Source organism: Nocardiopsis synnemataformans (genome assembly GCF_965343085.1).
GTDB classification, from domain to species: domain Bacteria; phylum Actinomycetota; class Actinomycetes; order Streptosporangiales; family Streptosporangiaceae; genus Nocardiopsis; species Nocardiopsis alborubida.
In genome coordinates, this window is sequence record NZ_CBDRFA010000005.1 from 118,038 (window position 1) to 135,457 (window position 17,420).

The 17,420-nt window shown below is 72.0% G+C and carries 16 protein-coding genes, 1 pseudogene and 1 CRISPR repeat array (1 of these 18 only partly in view); of the genes and pseudogenes, 7 read left to right on the forward strand and 10 right to left on the reverse strand.

The annotated features are described in order from the left end of the window. Window positions 1-604: a CRISPR direct-repeat array (repeat unit 29 nt; unit sequence GGGACCATCCCCGCGTGCGCGGGGAGCAC) (it extends 768 nt beyond the left edge of the window). A gap of 100 nt (window positions 605-704) precedes the next feature. Further along, entirely contained in the window at window positions 705-1,349 is a 645-nt protein-coding gene (locus tag ACSIH6_RS04150) for a TetR/AcrR family transcriptional regulator (RefSeq protein WP_435106737.1), read from the reverse strand. Between the two features lie 157 nt (window positions 1,350-1,506). Here ACSIH6_RS04150 and ACSIH6_RS04155 point away from each other — a divergent pair, with 157 nt between their 5' ends. After that, complete coding sequence (locus ACSIH6_RS04155) at window positions 1,507-1,872, forward strand: VOC family protein (RefSeq protein WP_435106739.1); 366 nt, start codon at window positions 1,507-1,509, stop codon at window positions 1,870-1,872. Between the two features lie 32 nt (window positions 1,873-1,904). Then, a complete protein-coding gene (locus ACSIH6_RS04160; protein ID WP_435106741.1) occupies window positions 1,905-2,798 on the forward strand; it encodes an alpha/beta fold hydrolase in 894 nt (297 codons plus the stop codon). Window positions 2,799-3,011: 213 nt separating this feature from the next. Here the strand turns inward: ACSIH6_RS04160 and ACSIH6_RS04165 are convergent, their stop codons facing one another. After that, window positions 3,012-3,494 carry a hypothetical protein gene (locus ACSIH6_RS04165; RefSeq protein WP_435106742.1) on the reverse strand — a complete coding sequence of 161 codons (483 nt, stop codon included), beginning with the start codon at window positions 3,492-3,494 and terminating at the stop codon, window positions 3,012-3,014. Continuing rightward, a complete protein-coding gene (locus ACSIH6_RS04170) occupies window positions 3,491-4,984 on the reverse strand; it encodes an NsdA family TPR-like regulatory protein (protein ID WP_435106744.1) in 1,494 nt (497 codons plus the stop codon). Before ACSIH6_RS04170 ends, ACSIH6_RS04165 begins: the two co-directional genes overlap by 4 nt. A gap of 324 nt (window positions 4,985-5,308) precedes the next feature. Here ACSIH6_RS04170 and ACSIH6_RS04175 point away from each other — a divergent pair, with 324 nt between their 5' ends. From ACSIH6_RS04175 to ACSIH6_RS04190, 4 genes are all read left to right on the forward strand, one after another. After that, window positions 5,309-6,454: a methyltransferase domain-containing protein gene (locus tag ACSIH6_RS04175; RefSeq protein WP_435106746.1), complete on the forward strand. Its 1,146-nt coding sequence runs from the start codon at window positions 5,309-5,311 to the stop codon at window positions 6,452-6,454. Window positions 6,455-6,623: 169 nt separating this feature from the next. Then, window positions 6,624-7,139: an ATP-binding protein gene (locus tag ACSIH6_RS04180; RefSeq protein WP_435106748.1), complete on the forward strand. Its 516-nt coding sequence runs from the start codon at window positions 6,624-6,626 to the stop codon at window positions 7,137-7,139. 244 nt (window positions 7,140-7,383) lie between these two features. After that, on the forward strand, window positions 7,384-8,250 hold the full coding sequence (locus ACSIH6_RS04185; protein ID WP_435106750.1) for a formylglycine-generating enzyme family protein: 867 nt from the start codon (window positions 7,384-7,386) through the stop codon (window positions 8,248-8,250). 294 nt (window positions 8,251-8,544) lie between these two features. Further along, window positions 8,545-10,437, forward strand: a complete 1,893-nt coding sequence (locus ACSIH6_RS04190; RefSeq protein ID WP_435106752.1) for a S9 family peptidase — start codon at window positions 8,545-8,547, stop codon at window positions 10,435-10,437. Between the two features lie 107 nt (window positions 10,438-10,544). Here ACSIH6_RS04190 and ACSIH6_RS04195 read toward each other — a convergent pair whose 3' ends face one another. Beyond that, window positions 10,545-11,303: a MerR family transcriptional regulator gene (locus tag ACSIH6_RS04195; RefSeq protein ID WP_435106754.1), complete on the reverse strand. Its 759-nt coding sequence runs from the start codon at window positions 11,301-11,303 to the stop codon at window positions 10,545-10,547. Between the two features lie 38 nt (window positions 11,304-11,341). On the opposite strand from ACSIH6_RS04195, the pseudogene ACSIH6_RS04200 reads away from it, so the two are divergent. Then, window positions 11,342-11,509 (forward strand): annotated as a pseudogene (locus ACSIH6_RS04200) (SUMF1/EgtB/PvdO family nonheme iron enzyme); the annotation flags it as partial. Window positions 11,510-11,634: 125 nt separating this feature from the next. Here the strand turns inward: ACSIH6_RS04200 and ACSIH6_RS04205 are convergent. The 6 genes from ACSIH6_RS04205 to ACSIH6_RS04230 form a co-directional block, all read right to left on the reverse strand. Beyond that, the gene (locus ACSIH6_RS04205) at window positions 11,635-13,119 is read right to left on the reverse strand and encodes a DEAD/DEAH box helicase (protein WP_435106756.1); all 1,485 of its coding nucleotides are present in this window, start codon (window positions 13,117-13,119) and stop codon (window positions 11,635-11,637) included. Window positions 13,120-13,367: 248 nt separating this feature from the next. After that, the gene (locus ACSIH6_RS04210) at window positions 13,368-13,571 is read right to left on the reverse strand and encodes a cold-shock protein (RefSeq protein WP_061080081.1); all 204 of its coding nucleotides are present in this window, start codon (window positions 13,569-13,571) and stop codon (window positions 13,368-13,370) included. 260 nt (window positions 13,572-13,831) lie between these two features. Further along, window positions 13,832-14,824 carry a sigma-70 family RNA polymerase sigma factor gene (locus tag ACSIH6_RS04215; protein WP_435106758.1) on the reverse strand — a complete coding sequence of 331 codons (993 nt, stop codon included), beginning with the start codon at window positions 14,822-14,824 and terminating at the stop codon, window positions 13,832-13,834. Window position 14,825: 1 nt separating this feature from the next. Beyond that, the gene (locus tag ACSIH6_RS04220; protein ID WP_435106761.1) at window positions 14,826-15,209 is read right to left on the reverse strand and encodes a VOC family protein; all 384 of its coding nucleotides are present in this window, start codon (window positions 15,207-15,209) and stop codon (window positions 14,826-14,828) included. A 10-nt stretch (window positions 15,210-15,219) separates the two neighbouring features. Next, a complete protein-coding gene (locus tag ACSIH6_RS04225; RefSeq protein WP_435106763.1) occupies window positions 15,220-15,609 on the reverse strand; it encodes a VOC family protein in 390 nt (129 codons plus the stop codon). Window positions 15,610-15,738: 129 nt separating this feature from the next. Continuing rightward, complete coding sequence (locus ACSIH6_RS04230; RefSeq protein ID WP_435106765.1) at window positions 15,739-17,376, reverse strand: MFS transporter; 1,638 nt, start codon at window positions 17,374-17,376, stop codon at window positions 15,739-15,741. Window positions 17,377-17,420: the final 44 nt, after the last annotated feature.

Genomic DNA, 17,420 nt, shown 5'->3' on the forward strand with positions numbered 1-17,420 from the left:
GGCCTCCGCGGCTGCAAGCTGGAAACGGGACCATCCCCGCGTGCGCGGGGAGCACACCCGCGTGGGGTATTCGGGTGCGCGGCACCTGGGACCATCCCCGCGTGCGCGGGGAGCACCCACCGCCCGCGTCTGGGCCCGCATGGGCGCCGGGACCATCCCCGCGTGCGCGGGGAGCACCCGGCCGGTCGTGGGCCCGTGGCCTAGGTTCAGGGACCATCCCCGCGTGCGCGGGGAGCACTGGACCGTGTACGAGGACTCGAACGGTCTGATGGGACCATCCCCGCGTGCGCGGGGAGCACAGGGACAACCGGTCGGGTGCGCCTCTGCTGGGGGGACCATCCCCGCGTGCGCGGGGAGCACACCACCCTCCGCACTGCTGCCCACGGCGAGCCGGGACCATCCCCGCGTGCGCGGGGAGCACCGCCAGAACGACATCAGGCGGCCGTCCAAGTCGGGACCATCCCCGCGTGCGCGGGGAGCACAACGTGCTCGGCCCGTTGAGCGACCCCGAGTTGGGACCATCCCCGCGTGCGCGGGGAGCACGCACGACCTGTACCAACGTGCTGCCTGAGGAGGGGACCATCCCCGCGTGCGCGGGGAGCACAGTCAACCACCTGCGAACTTACCAGTGGCAAGTGCCCGTTTTTCCAACTTCCTGAAAAACAGACACTGACCCCATAAAACCCAAACGCCCCACGACTCCCCTAACGACCGTCAACCCCGTACGCCGCGAGGAACACCCGCACTCCCTCCTCCGCATGCTGGCACAGTTCCGCCTCCGTCGGAATGGCCTCGTCCCCCAGCAGCATCGCGCGGTTCACCGGCTCCGACATCACCAGCCAGTTGAAGTGGGACGCCGCCCGCAGGGGGTCCTCCACCGCCAGCAACCCCCTCTCCCCCAGCCGGGCGAAGCTCTCAGCAAGCCCAGCGATCGCCCTCTGCGGCCCGCACTCGTACAGCACCCGCGCCAGCTCCGGGAACCGCGCGACCTCGCCGATCACCATCCGCCTCAACCGCATCAACCGCGGCGTGAGCACCACCGTGAGCTGGCGACGCGCATAGTCCCGCAGGTAGGCCTCCACGTCCTCGACCCGGTCGGGCTCGGGCGTCTCGTCGCGCACGGCGTCCCCCGCGCCCGAGGTCATACTGGTGACGATCTCGACGAACAGCCCCTCCTTGCTGCCGAAGTGCTTGTAGACCGTCTGCTTCGACACCTCCGACAGTGCGGCGATCTCGTCCATGTTGGTCCCGAGGTAACCGCCTCTGAGGAAGACCTCCTCCGCAGCGCCCAGGATGGCCCGGCGCTTGCGGGCCGAGCGGCTCAGCCCCTCCTCCGCTGGCGGGTTCACGCTGTTCAACACCTCGTCTTCGTCGTTCCGGGTTTCGTTTCGACCCTTTTGTCCTATGGGTACTGTACGGTCTAGTTTCACATCACATGCGGTACTGGACGGTCCAGTGTGAAACCGGACCGAACGCGGTAGCGCGTCAGAGGGAACGAGAAGCCACATGTACGTCAAGTTCGCCGAACTCCCCGTCTTCGACCAGGAGCGGGCCAAGGCCTTCTACACCGACCGCCTCGGCTGCACCGTGGCGACCGACGCGCCCATGTCCGACGACGGGTGGCGGTGGATCGAGCTCGGCTTCCCCGGCTCGCGGACCCACCTGCACTTCCAGCGCCGCGCGGACGAGGACCCGTCCGCCGAGCCGGTCATGGTCCTGGTGACGGCGGACGTCGAGGGCACGGTCGAGGCCCTGCGCGCCGAGGGCGTGGAGATCGTCACCGAACCGCAGGAGGCGATGTGGCAGCCGGGGGTCACGGCCGCCGAGTTCCGCGACAGCGAGGGCAACCGCATGGTGCTCAGCGACAGCTGACCGCCGGACACGGAGAGGCAGGAGACGCAGACATGTCACACCACTCGCGCCACTCACCGGGAGCGCACACGCTGAAGGTTCCGGGCGCCAGGATCCACTACGAGGTCCGCGGTTCGGGCCCCGTGCTGCTGATGATCCCCGGCGGCCCACAGGACGCGGGCGTCTACACCGCCCTGGCCGAGCACCTGTCCGACCGCTACACGACCGTGGCCTACGACCCCCGCGGCAACTCGCGCAGCACGCTGGACGGCGAGCCCGAGGACCAGCGGGTGGAGGTGCACAGCGACGACGCCGCCAGACTGGTCGCCGAACTGGACGCGGGCCCGGCCTACGTGTTCGGCAACAGCGCGGGCGCCCAGATCGGGCTCGACATGGCCGTGCGCCACCCCGGGTCGGTGCGCGCGCTGCTCGCGCACGAGCCGCCCTGCCTCATGCTGCTCGACGACCCCTCCGAGGTGCTCGCCCGCGACCAGGACGTCTACGACACCTACCGGCGCGAGGGCGTGGAGGCGGCGATCGGCAAGTTCATGGCGCTGAACGGCCTGGACGAGGAGGCTGAGGGAACGCAGGAGGACGGCGGGCGGGAACCGGAGGACGCGGCGACGGAGGGACCCATGCACGAGGACCCCGAGACCTTCGAGCGGGTCAGCGGCAACTTCGCGTACTTCCTGGCCCACGGGCTGATGCCGCTGTCGCTGTACCGGCCCGACGTGGAGGCGTTGCGGGAGGGCCGTGTCCCGGTGACGGTGGGCCTGGGCGACGCCTCCGCCGGGCAGCCCATCCACGACATCGGGCTCGCGCTCGTCCGGCGCCTGGGCACGGAGCCGGTCGCCTTCCCGGGTGACCACGTGGGCTTCGGGACCCATCCCCGCGCCTTCGCCGAAGCCCTGCACGGCGCCCTGGACGGTGCACCCAAGCAGCGCTGACCGTCTGAACGACGTACCGAAGCAGCGCTGAACAGAAGTGGTCGGGACCGCCCGCGGTCCCGACCACGCTCTCTCCCGACACCGATCAGGGTTCCGGCCGCGCGGAGCCGGGCCGGGGCCTGACCCGTCCGCTCCGGCATGGTCCACGGCCCCGGAGCACACCGCTCCGGCACGGTCCCTGCCCCGCGCGGGGCAGGGCGCCGGGCGTCCGGTTCAGTCCCGCCGGGCTCCCTCCGGCCAGATGACCTCCACCGGCACTCCCCTCCCCCGCGCCGCCTCGACCGCGTCCCCGGTCCCGCCCCTGCCGTCGGCGGGCTGGCCGTCCCAGACCGCGAACAGCAGCTCCACCCACTCCAGGACGGCCTCGTTGGCGTCCTCGTAGGCGGCGCGGTCCGCCCGCCGGTGCGGCATGTAGCGCACCAGCGAGGAGCTCACGAGCAGGTCGTCGAAACGGTCCAGGTTGGCGGGCTTGACCTTGGCCTCGCGGTAGTCGGCCGAGGGCAGCACGACCTCGAGCCTGCCCCCGGCCTCCAGCACGGCCTCGGCGAAGAGCTGGTCCGCGCCGCGCGCCAGGCAGGAGACGCCGACGAGCCCGTCGTCGGCGTAGGGACCGAGTGCCGCCACCAGAGCTTTGCGCACCAACGTCACGCTGTCACCGGAAAGATTCGAATGACCAGTGATTCCGATTCGAGTCACGTCATCCCTTTCACATTTCGCTGATGGTGCAGCAGCGTATGTGATAACTCGTCGCGGACCTCGGCCACGTGCGGGTCGCGGTGGTGCGTGGCGGACTCGGTGTACCAGTCGCGCAGGCGCCTGCGGACCCTGCCCGAACCCAGGGAGGGTTCGAGGGCCGCGGCCTGGCGCACCACCCGCGCGGCCTCGGCGGGCTCGTCCAGCAGCAGGTAGGTGCGGCCCAACCCGATGAGGTCGAAGGCGCGTCCGCGCTTGCCCGAGGGGGCGCGCAGCTGGAGTGCCTTGGTGATGTAGGCGGCGGAGGACTCGGCGTGCCTGCGCCGGGCGCCCGGGTCCTCCTGGAGCACAGCCAGGTCGCGGTAGCGGGCACCGACCACCCCGGCCAGTTCGGCGTGGTCGAAACCGCCCACCCAGTCGGGCACGTCCTCCCCGTTCGCGCCCGCGAGGAGGTCCTCGGCCTGGATGACGGTGCGACGGTAGGCCTCCGACCTGCCCATCCGAGCGTAGGACCAGCCCTCGCGCGTGCGCAGCATCGCCCGGACGAGTGCGGGCGCCCCGGTGGAGTCCGCGCTGTCGAGCGCGAGGCGGGAGATGTCCAGGGCGTCCTCGGGCCGGTGCAGGTCGAGCATCTGCCGGGCCATGTCGGCCAGGACCCCGACTCCGTAGGGGCGGTGCTCGGGCCCGGCCTGGTGGAGCGCGCGCAGGGAGAGGGTGTAGTACCGCTGCGCGGTGGGGTGGTCCCCGGCGTCGAAGGACATCGAGGCCACGGTCTTGGACAGCTCGGCCATCACCGCGAACAGCCGCCCCTGCACGGGGGCCGGCTGGGGGGTCTCCACGAGTTCGGACACCTCCGAGAGCTGTCCGACGACGGCCTTGCGGCGCACGCCCAGGCGCCACCTGTCGTTCCAGTGCCGCAGCGCCACGGTGGCGGCCTCGATCCGCCCCAGCTCGGCCTCTCCGATGGTGCCGCGGACCAGGCCGGGGGCGGCCGGGCCGGGCAGCAGCCAGTGTTCCAGCGTCTCCGTCAGTGCGGCGCCCATCAGGAGCGCGCCGCCGACCGCGAATGCGTCTCTGCGTTTCATCAGGTCCTTCAGCGTGATGTCGACGATGTCCTGCGCCGTTCTGGACGCGGACCATAAATCGCCTTCTTGCACCGAGGATTCTGTCCAGGAAACGCCCTTCGAATACTCGTCACCCGAATCCGCGAGGCCCAGGGTCCGGCGGGCCTCGGACGGCATGGCCAGGCCGTCGGCGATGCGCTGCCACGTGCTCAGCGCGGTGACCAGGCGTCTTCCCGCCATGATCGCGCTCACGTGCGGCTGGGCCATGTCGACGGCGGAGCCGATCGTCTGCTGGCTGGCACCGGTGTGCTGGCGGACGAGCCCGAACAGGGCCCCGGCGTCGTGCTCGGCCAGCGAGCGCAGGACGTCGGCACGGGCCCAGAAAGCCCGTGACGGGGAAAGACGTGGACCGACCAGGGATTTCGTCATGCATACCGCCGGTGTATATCGGCACGGAATTCCGCCCTCGCGGACGAACGGCGTTACATCTTCCGTAGTAATCCTTACCCGGAAACCCCCGTCCCCGTAATGGACGCAAGACCCTGGTTCGTCCATGCCGGAGACACCCCCGAGGAGAAGAGCGGTGACCTCCACCCCACAGGCAGGGCACGGCGGCGGCGCGGGCCACGAGTCCGGAGCCGGTGTCGGTGCTGTTCACACGAGTGATTCGCGCGTCCGGCGGCGCGGAAGGCCCGGCCGGACCGGGCACCCCGGGTGCGTCAGGCGGTGCGGGAGATGCGGGAGGTACGGAAGATGATTCCCCCGCACGAGAGGATGGTCGAACGCCTCGTCGAGGAGGGCGGCCTGGCCGCGGAGTGGCGCGGGGCCTTCGCGGCGGTTCCGCGGCACCTGTTCCTGCCCGACGAGATCGCCGACCCCGACACGGGCGTGCCCGTCGACCGCTACCGCGGCGAACTGCGGTGGCTGGAGGCCGCCTACGCCGACGTCCCCGTCGTCACCCAGGTCGACGACGGAGCCCGCTACGGCCCCGGAGAGCCCACGTCCTCGTCCCCGGCGCCGTCCTCGGTGGCCGAGACCTTGCAGCGGTTGCGGGCCGCACCGGGGATGCGGGTGCTGGAGGTGGGCACCGGCAGCGGGTACACCGCCGCCCTGCTCGCGCGCTTCCTGGGCGACGACGCCGTCACCTCCGTGGAGATCGACTTCGAACTGGCCGAACAGGCGCGGGTGCGGCTGATGAGCGCGGGGCTCACGCCGCTGGTGGTCAGCGGGGACGGCATGCGCGGCTGGGCGGGGCGCGCGCCCTACGACCGGGTGGTCAGCGCGGTGACGGTGCAGCGGGTCCCCTACGCCTGGGTGGCGCAGTGCCAGCCCGGCGGACGCGTCCTGACACCGTGGGGCACCGCCTTCCACCGCGGGGTGACGGCCGACCTCGTGGTCGGTCCGCACGGAATCGCGCACGGGAGGTTCACCGGGCACACCGACCGCATGTGGGCGCGCGCGGACCGGACCCCCCGCCACCTGCTGGAGACCTACGTCCGGCCGGACGACGACGAGCACACCACGACGTGCTCCCGGCTGCACCCGGGAGAGGTGGTCGGCGACTCCGACGGGGCCTTCGCGGTGGGGTTGCAGATGCCCGACGTGCACCGGATCGTCCGGCTCGGGGGCGGCCCCGAGGACCCGCGGTTCACGGTGTACCTGCTGGACTCCTCGACCTGGTCGTGGGCCTCCTGGCACATCGACCCCGGGCACCGGGACCAGGGCTACGAGGTGCGCCAGCACGGTCCCCGGAGGCTGTTCGACGAGTTGGAGGCGGCCCACCTGCTGTGGGTGGAGGCGGGGCGTCCCGCGCACACCCGGTTCGGACTGACGGTGTCGGCCGAACACCAGCTGGTGTGGCTGGACGACGAGGCCACGATCTTCGCCGCCACGAGGTGACGGGGCGGGCGGAGCGCCGGGCGGCCGGGACCACGGCCTCCGAGGTCCCCGCCCCCACGAGGACACGAAGGCACGCGGACACGAGAGAACACGAGGATCCGACGAACCGCGGAGGCCGTTCCGGTGGGAACCGCCCGTGCGGCCGTCGCACGAACCGAGGAGAAGACAGATGACCGTCCTGCCACGCCCACGGCGACCGATCGACCTGGACAGGCGCTGGAAGCGCCGCAGCTATCCCGCGAGCCTGGCCGCCATCCGCAGAGCCCGGGCCGACCTGCGCGCCGACCTGTCGCGGATCTCGGGCGCCGACGAGGAACTGGTCGCCGCCGTGGTGCTGTGCGCCAGCGAGATGCTGGCCAACACCATGGAACGGGTCCTGCCCGGCGGAGGCGGGACGGAGGTGGTGCGCACGCTCGTCCTGCGCCACGACCCCGGCGGGCACCGTGTCCTGCGGCTGTCGGTGGCGGACCGGTGGGTCCCGGGCGCCCTGGCGTGCGTGCCGGGTCCGGAGGCGGACCGGGACTGGCGGGAGCTCGCGCTGGGTCAGGGGCTGCTGCTCATCGGCCACTTCTCCGCGCGCTGGGGAACCCGTCGGGCAGGTGCGCCGGGCGAGGGCCGGGGCCGCGTGATCTGGGCGGAGTTCGACCTCGCGCCGCGGTGGAGTCCGCGCCGGGTGGCGGCGTAGGAGGGTCCGGGCCCCGGGTTGGAGCTGGGCCCGGGGCCGGGACGGGAGAGACGGGGCCCGAAGCGGTCCGGAGGACGGGCCCTGGCGGAGGACCGGAGCGCGGTCGCGGACCGGTTCGGTGTCGGCGCGGGAACGAGCGCCGGTCCGGAGCGGGCCTGACCGGGGAGGGGTCGGTCAGGCCTGGCCGTCGCCCCTGACGCACCTGCTGGCCGCCGACGCGCGCCGGTGGTGTAGGAAGGACCGCGTGACGAGTCCTGGGGCCGCCCCCTACCGCGCGTTCGCGGAGCACATGATCGAGATCCCCGCCGGAGAGATCGTCCTGCGGGACGAGGGAACGAGGACGGACTGGAAGGTCGGGGTCGGCGCCTTCCGACTGGCGTCGTGTCCCGTGACCCGCGATCTGTACGCCGCTGTCGTGGGCGGGGTGTTCGGGAGCGCTGGGGCTGGCGGGACGCGTGAGGTCGATGGAGCGTCCGTGGGTGTCACAGGTACGGCTGGTGTGGCTGGTGCGGCTGATGCCGTGGGCACAGCGGGCGTGGCGGATGTCGCCGACGCGGCTGGTGCCGCGGGTGGGTCGGGTGTCGCGCACGAGGCGGACACCGCGGGTGCCGCCGGACCGAGGACGCCGGTGACCGAGGTCTCCTGGCTGGACGCCGTCCGGTTCTGCAACCGGCTCTCGCGGATGGAGGGACTCGAACCCTGCTACTCCGGTGGCGACGACCCCGACGCGCTGGACGTGGCCTGCGACTGGAACGCCGGGGGCTACCGCCTGCCGTCCGAGGCGGAGTGGGAGTACGCGTGCCGGGCGGGGAGCTCCGGCGTTCGCTACGGAGAACTCGACGACATCGGTTGGTACCGGGCCAACTCCGGCGACGGGGCGCGTGACGTCGCGACGCGGGCGCCCAACGCCTGGGGGCTGTACGACACGATCGGCAACGTGTGGGAGTGGTGCTGGGACGTCTACGACCCCGCGGTCTACGGCCCGTACCGCGTGTTCCGCGGCGGAGGGTGGAACGACCATCCCCGGGGCTGCCGGGCGTCGTGCCGCCGCAAGAGCCACCCGACCCTGCGCGTCGACGACCTGGGTTTCCGGCTCGCCCGATCGCTGTGAACCGGGCGGCGTGCCCGGTCGATGCGGGCCGAAGAGCCGTGTGCCCGGCCAGAAGTCCCACGGCCGGGCACGCGGTGAACAGTCACGCCCCGCGCGGGGGCTCGTCACCGCCGCCATCACCCTGACTGTCGGCTGGCACTGACTTTGGCACCCCCCGACGAACGCCGGGCGTCCTCCCCCGATCCGGAAAGGTGTCTCCCGTCACACGCGCGGATCCTTGAGTGTGCCGTGTCGGCATGGTTTCTCCTGGTTCACAGCTCGCCTGTCTGACCGAGCACGAACGAGAGGAACGACATGACACTGCCCGATCTGGTCCCGGTCGAGGACTTCTTCAGCCCACCGGAGCGCGCCGGTGCGACGATCTCGCCGGACGGCACCCGCATCGCCTACCTGGCGCCGTGGAAGGACCGGCTCAACGTCTGGGTCCAGGACCTCGACCCGTCCGGAAGCTTCGTCGGCGAACCGCGCTGCGTGACCGCCGACCAGACCCGCAGCGTGATGAGCTACCAGTGGACCGACGATCCGCGCTGGCTGCTCTACCTCCAGGACAGCGGTGGTGACGAGAACTGGCACCTGTTCCGGGTCGACCTGGACGCCACCGAGCCCACGGCGGTGGACCTGACGCCCTTCCCCGGCGCTCGGGTCATCAGCTTCGAGCCGTCCAGGGGACGGCCGGGGAAGCTGGCCGTCTCGCTCAACGCCCGCGACGCCGCCGCGTTCGACCTGCACGAACTCGATGTGGCCACCGGTGAGCTCACCGTGCTGGCCCAGAGCCCCGGCGCCGCAAGGGTCTGGACACAGGGCCGGGAGGGCGAACTGATCGCCACCGCGCTCAACGCCAACAACGACTTCGAGGTCTCCCGCCACGACTCCGCGACGAACACCACGAGCACCGTCCTGGTGTACGAGGGCGCCGACTACCCGCTGGGCGTCTTCCCTGCGCAGGTCACACCGGACGGCACCGGGATGTGGATCGGCTCCAGCCGGGGCACCGACCGCACCCGCCTGGTACGAGCCGACCTGTCCACGGGTGAGGAGACCGAGGTCGACAGCCACCCGACCCTCGACATCGACACGCGCGCGCAGGTCTCCGCTCTTTCCCCGCCGCTGATCCGCGACCACCGGGGTGAGCTGTTGGGGGTGCGCTACCTGGGTGAGCGCCAGGTCGTCCACGCCCTGGACCCGCACTTCGCCGAGGTGCTGGCGAACCTGGAGAAGCTGTCCGAGGGGGATGTCGCGGAACTGTCGTCCGACGCCAGCGGGCAGCGGTGGGTCGTGAGCTTCACCCACGACCGCGACCCGGACGTGACCTGGTTCTACGACCACGCCAGCGGCCGGTCCCGGCTGCTGTTCCGTCCCCACCCGCACCTGGACCCCGACGCGATGGCCCCCATGCGGCCGGTCACCATCACCGCGCGCGACGGGCTGGAGCTGCCCTCCTACCTGACCCTGCCGGTGGGCGTCGAGCCGAAGAACCTGCCGATGGTACTGATGGTGCACGGCGGCCCGTGGGCGCGGGACGCCTGGGGTTTCGATCCGACCGCGCAGCTGTTGGCCAACCGGGGCTACGCGGTGCTCCAGATCAACTTCCGCGGCTCCAACGGGTTCGGCAAGGCCCACATGAAGGCCGCCATCGGCGAGTTCGCCGGAAAGATGCACGACGACCTCATCGACGCCGTGGACTGGGCCGTGGAGCGGGGCTACGCCGACCCGGAGCGGGTCGCGATCTTCGGAGGTTCCTACGGCGGCTACGCCGCGCTCGTGGGGGTCACCTTCACCCCGGACCGCTTCGCCGCCGCCGTCGACTACGTCGGCATCTCCGACCTGGCCAACTTCATGCGCAACCAACCCGTCTTCGTGCGGCCCGCGCTGGCCAACAACTGGTACCGCTACGTCGGCGACCCGGACATCCCCGAACAGGAGGCCGACATGCTGGCCCGCTCGCCGATCAGCAGGGTGGACCGGATCACCACACCTTTGATGGTGGCGCAGGGGGCCAACGACGCCCGCGTCGTCAAGGCCGAGTCCGACAACATCGTCGCCGCTCTGCGCGAGCGCGGCGTGGACGTGGAGTACCTGCTCAAGGAGGACGAGGGACACGGGTTCGTCAACCCGGAGAACCAGCTCGACCTCCACCGCGCGGCCGAGCGCTTCCTCGCCCGCCACCTCGGCGGACGCCGGAACTGAGCCCTGCTGGGTCGCGGCCGCACGGGAGCGGCCTCGGCCCAGCGCCTCACCGCGCCTCCCGGCCGGGCGGGACCGATGACCGCGGGCCCCGCCGGCCACCCGGCCGTTCAGGGCCGCTGGTCGGCCTGCTGTTCGGTCTCCAGGTCGGCCATCGCAGCGCGGGAGAGGCGGTTGAGGACGTCGAGTTGGGCGGGGTTGTACAACTCGTTCAGCGCTGTGGCGAAGGCCTGGGCGGCCTTGCACCGGTCGATGGCCGTCGTGGCCTGGGTGATGCGCAGCTCGGGGCGGTCGGCCAGCAGGGCGCGGGAGGTGCGCGACAGCCGTTCGGTGAGCTCGCGGCGGGTCCGCTCGTCGGCGTCGGCGGGCAGGTCGTTGAACTCCTGGTCGGCGGGACCGGAGCCGTAGGCCCGCACCAGCTCGGTGAAGGCCCGCTGGGTCTGTGGCGTGAACAGGCGTGCCATGACCGCGGCCAGCGAACGGTCGGCCTCGGTCATGGCGGTCTCGGCGGCGGCCTGGGCCACGTCGGGCGGCAGTTCGGTCGGCCCGGGCCCGCGCAGGGCCAGGGCCAGCTCCGCGCGCATCCCCTCCAGGCGCTCGATGGCCTGGGCGAGCTCGCCGTCCAGGGCCCGCAGTTCGCGTTCGGGGTAGGCGTCGGCCTGGCCCATCTGGGCGATCTGCACCAGGGAGAACCCCAGGTCCGAAAGCCGTTTGACGCGCATGACCCGCACCAGGTGCTCGACCTTGTAGCGCTTGTAGCCGTTGGCGCCGCGCTCGGGCTCGGCCAGCAGACCGACGTCGTGGTAGTGCCGCACCGTGCGCAGGGTCGTTCCGGCCAACTCGGCCAGTTGACGGGTGCTCCACGCCATGACGGCCCCCTCCGCGCTCATGGTCTGGCGACCGTTGCTCCCCCCGGAACGCTAGTGCAGACCCCGCGGTCTACGGCCCGTACCGCGTGTTCCGCGGCGGAGGGTGGAACGACCACCCCCGGGGCTGCCGAGCGCCGTGCCGCCGCAAGAGCCACCCGGCCCTGCGCGTCGACGACCTGGGTTTCCGGCTCGCCCGATCGCTGTGAACCGGGCGGCGTGCCCGGTCGATGCGGGCCGAAGAGCCGTGTGCCCGGCCGTGGATCTCCACGACCGGGCACACGAGGACCGAGCACCGGAAACCGGTGCGCGGGGCACTTCCGAGGAATACGGCCTAGGCCGGGCGGCGGGGACCGCGGCGGCGCGAGGCCGACCCGCCGCGCGAAGCCGATCCGCCACGCGGGGCCGACCCTCGCGGAGCCGATCCGCGGCCGCCCTGGCGGCGCGGCTCCTCGCGCGGGCCGCTGGGCAGGGTCACCGGGACCCCGGAGGGCTCCCGGGCACCGGTCACCCGGGCCAGCTCGGGGTCGCCGGCACTCACCTGGGCGACCTGCGCGTCGATCCGTGCCCGCTGCATCAGCCTGGCCATGTCACGACGCTCGTTGGGCAGCACGAGCGTGACCACGCTGCCCGTCTCACCCGCGCGGGCGGTGCGCCCGCCCCGGTGCAGGTAGTCCTTGTGGTCCGTGGGCGGGTCGATGTTGACCACCAGGTCCAGCCCGTCCACGTGGATGCCGCGCGCGGCGACGTTGGTGGCGACCAGCGCGGTCACCGTACCCTCCTTGAACTGCTTGAGGGTGCGGGTGCGCTGGGGCTGGGACCGGCCGCCGTGCAGCGGTGCCGCCCGGACGCCGCTGTTGAGCAGGTGCTTGGCCATCCGGTCCACGGCGTGCTTGGTGTCCAGGAACAGGATGACCTGCCCGTCGCGGGCCGCGATGTGGGTGGCGGTGGTCTGCTTGTCGATGTGCGACACGTGCAGGACGTGGTGCTCCATGGTGGAGACGGCGCCCTCGGACGGGTCGACCGAGTGGACCACCGGGTCGTTCAGGAACCGGCGGACCAGGGTGTCGACGTTGCGGTCCAGGGTGGCCGAGAACAGCATGCGCTGTCCCCCGGCAGGCACCTCCATCAGGATCGCGGTGACCTGCGGCATGAAGCCCATGTCGGTCATCTGGTCGGCCTCGTCCAGGACGGTGACGTCCACCTGGTCCAGAACGCAGTCGCCGCGCTCCATCAGGTCGCGCAGGCGGCCCGGGGTGGCCACGACCAGCTCCACGCCCTGACGCAGGGCGCGGGCCTGACGGCTGATGGGCATGCCGCCCACCACGGTCGTCGTGCGCACGCGCAGCGAACGGGCGTAGGGGGCGAGCGCGTCGTTCACCTGCTGGGCGAGTTCGCGGGTCGGTGCGAGCACCACGGCCAGGGGGCGGTGGGGATCGGCCACGCGGCCCTCCAGCCGGGCGAGCAGCGCCAGCCCGAAGGCCAGGGTCTTGCCCGAACCGGTCTGGCTGCGGCCCAGGACGTCGCGCCCGGCCAGCGAGTTGGGCAGCGTCGCCGCCTGGATGGCCGACGGTGTGGTCAGGCCCTGGCGGGCCAGCGTCGACTTCAGCGGCGCGGGCATCTCCAGGTCCTGGAAGGCGTGGACCGGGTCGAGCGCGGGGGTGGTGGAGACGGGGAGCGCGAACTCTCCGGAGGAGCGTCCTGCCTGGCGTCCGCCGAAACCGCCGCGCTGGGGGCGGCCGCCGGACTGGTGGGGGCGCTGACGGCCGTAGCTGCCGGTGGGACGGCCACGACGCGCGTTGGTGCGGGGTTGGTTCATATGGGGCCTTTCGCCGCCGACGCGTGCCTGGCGGGAAGCCCTCGGGGGCTTCGGCGTGTGACACCGGGTGTGCGCCGGAAAGATTCTTGGGATCCACGGCCCGCACGGAGAACCCGGGGTCGTGGCAGAGGACCGGACCAGCGCCTGTCGGAGAACGACGGCCAGAAGAGCGGTCCGGGAAAAACAAAACCGGGGAGGGGCCACCGCCGCGAGGGCGGGCCCCTGCCCCGGAAGGAGTCTCAGCTCAGTCAGATCAGGGTGATGTTGTCGGCCTGAAGGCCCTTGGCACCCTGGGTGACGTCGAAGTCCACGGCCTGGCCCTCCGCGAGCTCGCGGTAGCCGTTGGCCTGGATGGCGGAGTAGTGGGCGAAGACGTCGGGGCCGCCGCCGTCCTGCTCGATGAAGCCGAAGCCCTTTTCGCCGTTGAACCACTTGACCTTGCCGGTCGCCATGGGTGTTCCTCTCGTTCGGGAGTATGAAGAAAACCGCGGTCTGACGATTTTCCCGTCACTGCGGCAATAACCCGAAAAAGATGTACATCCAACGGGAATCACGACTGCAACTCCACTGAATCTAGCACAGATTTTTCCAGCTGCCCCAGAGTGACCGTGTGTCACATGGCACCGAAAAACGTGGTAACGATCCGCCCGCAGAACGCGTTGGACCCACTCCCGTACGCATCGCCGGGCCCGACCCGCGAGCCGCCACCGCCTCAGCGGCGCGGGGACAGCACGGCGGGCAGTCCGAAGTGACGGAAGAGCGCGGTGTCGAAGAACATCACCGTGTGGGCGACCGCGTCCCGCCCGGGCGCCAGCTCCAGCACCTGGATCCCGAACGCCCGGTGGGCGCCGTCGCCGCCCCGCATGTACAGCGCGAAGGCGGGCTGCCCGTTGGCGGCGGTCGGCACCAGCGCCAGGTCGCCCGGGCCGCTGGCCGGACAGTGGGCGGCGATGAGGCGGCCGATGTGCTCGGCGCCGCGCACCCACGTGGCGAAGGGCGGCATCTCGAACACCGCGTCCGCGGTGAACAGCTCGGTGATCGCCGAGATGTCGTAGGACTCGAACGCGTTGACGTACCGGGCCAGGACCTCGCGCTGCTCCGGCCGGGGCTCGGCGACCTCCTCCTCGGTGGGGGTCACCCGGGCCAGCTGGGCGCGGGCACGCTGGAGCAGGCTGTTGACCGCGGGGACGGAGACACCGAGGGTGTCGGCGACCTCGGCCGCGCTGTAGCGCAGCACGTCGCGCAGGATCAGCACCGCCCGCTGCTTGGGTTTCAGGTACTGGAGCGCGGCGACCAGGGCCAGGCGCACGCTCTCGCGCGCGGCCACGACCGCGCCGGGGTCGTCCGCGCCGACCAGGACGTCGGGCACCGGCTCCAGCCAGGGCAGCTCCGGGCGGTCGGCGAGTTCGCCCTCGGGCTCGGCGGTGGGTCCGCCGAGCCCGGTGGGCAGGGGCCGCCGCTGACGCTTGTCCAGCGCGGTCAGACAGGCCGTGGTGGCGATCCGGTGGAGCCAGGTGCGCAGGCTGGAGCGGCCCTCGAACCGGTCGTAGGCCCTCCAGGCGCGCAGGTAGGTCTCCTGCACCAGGTCCTCGGCGTCGTGCACCGACCCCAGCATGCGGTAGCAGTGCGCGAACAGCTCGCGCCGGTAGGGGTCGGCGAGACTCATGAAGTCCTGGTCGGACGCGTGTTCCACCACGACCGTCACGTTACGCCTCCTGTATGACAGAACACACGTTCCCGAACGGGTCGGCGAACCACGCCACCGTCGGGACGCCCCGCGAGATCCCCTTTCCGTCCTGGTCGAAGCCCTCGTAGCGGAGCATCCCGACGCCGCGGCGGGCGAGCTCGTCCACGACGGCGTCGATGTCGTCCACGGGCAGGTTGAGGACGGTGAAGTCCGCGGGCTCGTGGTCGGGCCTGGGGTAGACGAGGATCGCCCGCCCCTCCCCCAGGTCGATGCTGAGCAGGCCGTGCTCCTCCATGCCCTCGACGGGCCCGACCGCGAGCCCGAGGGTGGTGCCGTAGAACTCCCTGGCCCGGTCGGGGTCGGGAACGGCGAAGGAGCCGAAGGCCCTGGTGGTGTCGAACATGGTCTTCTCGCTAACTCTCACGCGACATGGCGGCGCGGTGCTCGTCGCTGAGCTGGATGATCTGGACGTGGTTGCCGTCGGGGTCGACGGCGGTGCCGAACAGGCTTCCGTCGCGGTCCTCCAGGGGCGCCAGCCACCCGGTGCCCCGCGCGTCCACGCGGGCGGCGACGGCGCGGGCGTCGTCCACGTCGACGTTGAGGATCATGCGGGTCGGGTCGCCCGCCCTGGGCGCGACGTCGTCCCGGCGGTCGATGAGCAGGTGGAAGGTCCCCAGGCGCAGGACGCGGTAGCCGTCCATGTCGACGTCGTCCTGCGGGGAGAGGACGTCGGCGTACCAGTCGTGCAGGCGGTCGGGGTCGGTGGTGGCGAGCAGCATGCCGTCGAGGTTGGGGCGTTCCATGGTCTCCTCCGGGTGGTGTGGTGTTCGGGTCCGCGGCATCGGGTGCGGGCCGTCGTACTGGTCGGCGCCGCCGGGTCCGGAGCGGCCGGATCCGGAGCCCCCAGCCGGGGTCACCGGTTCCGGACGGCCTCAGGTCCGGCGCTCGGTGCCGCTCACCCGTACTGACCCGTCGGCGTACGCGGACTCATCGGCCAGCGGCGGTTCTTCCACCATCGTTTTCTCCGCCGACGCGTCCGCGGCTTCCCGCGCCGGTTCCTGCGGTGTTCCCGACGGAGCCGAGCGCAGCAGGACCACGGCGGCCGCCCCGAACACGGCCATGGCCGCGCAGCCGATCACCCCGACCAGGTTGATCCCGGAGGTGAAGGCCTCGCGCGCCGGACCGAGCAGGCTCTCGGCCAGGCCCGCGGGCAGCTCCGCGGCCACGGCCACGGCAGCGGGCAGGGTCTGGCCCGCCTCCTCCGGCACGCCCTCGGGAACGGTCATCCCGGAGCGGTAGACCGCCGAGGCCAGGCTGCCCAGCAGGGCCACGCCCATGGCGACGCCGAACTCCCCGCTGGTCTCGGACATGGACGCGGCGGCCCCGGCCCTCTCCCTGGGCGCCGAGCCCACCACGATGTCGGTGGCCAGCGCGGCGCCGGGGCCCAGCCCCACCGAGGCCAGCAGCAGCCCGGCGACCACGAGCGGTGTTCCGCCCTCGACGGGGACCAGGAACAGCAGGGCAAACCCCGACGCGGTCACGAGCATGCCGCCGCCGATGACGTTGGCCCGGCCCACGCGGGCGGCCAGCGGCCCTCCGGCCATGGTGGCGGCGATCATCGCCAGCGCCGGGGGTACCTGCCACATCCCCGCGACCAGTGAGGAGTGCCCGGCGACCATCTGGAGGTACTGGCTGATCAGGAGGAACGTGCCGCCCATGGTGATTGCGCCCGCCATCATCACGCCCAGCGCGACACCGAAGGGGGGCTGGCGGAACAACCCGAGGTCCAGCAGCGGGTCGGGCAGGCGCAGCTGGCGGCGGGCGAACACCGCGCCCATGGCCAGACCGAAGGCGAGGCAGACGAGCGGGCCGAGGACCGGTCCGCCCTCGGCGACGGCCTTGAGGCCGTAGACGATCGGCAGGATGGCGGCCAGGGACAGGGCGACGCTGACCAGGTCCAGCCGCCCTGGGTCGGGCGCGCGGTGCTCGGGGAGCAGCAGGGGCGCGCACACCAGGAGCAGCAGCATGACGGGGACGCCGAGCAGGAACACCGAACCCCACCAGAACCACTCCAGGAGGAGCCCGCCCACGACCGGGCCGATGGCGGTGCCGCCCATGAAGCAGCTCGTCCACACCGAGATGGCCACGGCGCGCTGCCGCGGGTTGACGAACATGTTACTGATCAGGGCCAGAGTGGAGGGCATGAGGGTGGCTCCGGCCACGCCCATGAGGGCGCGGGTGGCGATGAGCGCGGCGGAGCTGGGCGCGAAGGCCGCGGCCACGGAGGCCACACCGAAGGCGGCGGCGCCGATCATCAGTAGTCGTCTGCGGCCGATGCGGTCGCCGAGGGTGCCCATGGTGATGAGGAACCCGGCGATCATGAAACCGTAGACGTCCATGATCCACAGCAGCTGGCTGCCGGAGGGGCGCAGGTCGGCGGCCAGGTGGGGCAGCGCCAGGTAGAGCACGCTCATGTCCAGGGAGAGCAGCAGGGTGGGCAGGGCCAGCACCCCGAGCCCGAGCCACTCGCGTCCTCCCGCGCGTGCGGGGGTCGGCTTCGCGCCGTTCAACGTGGTCTTCCTCGTCCGTCGGATCCGCACGGTGCGGTTCGTTC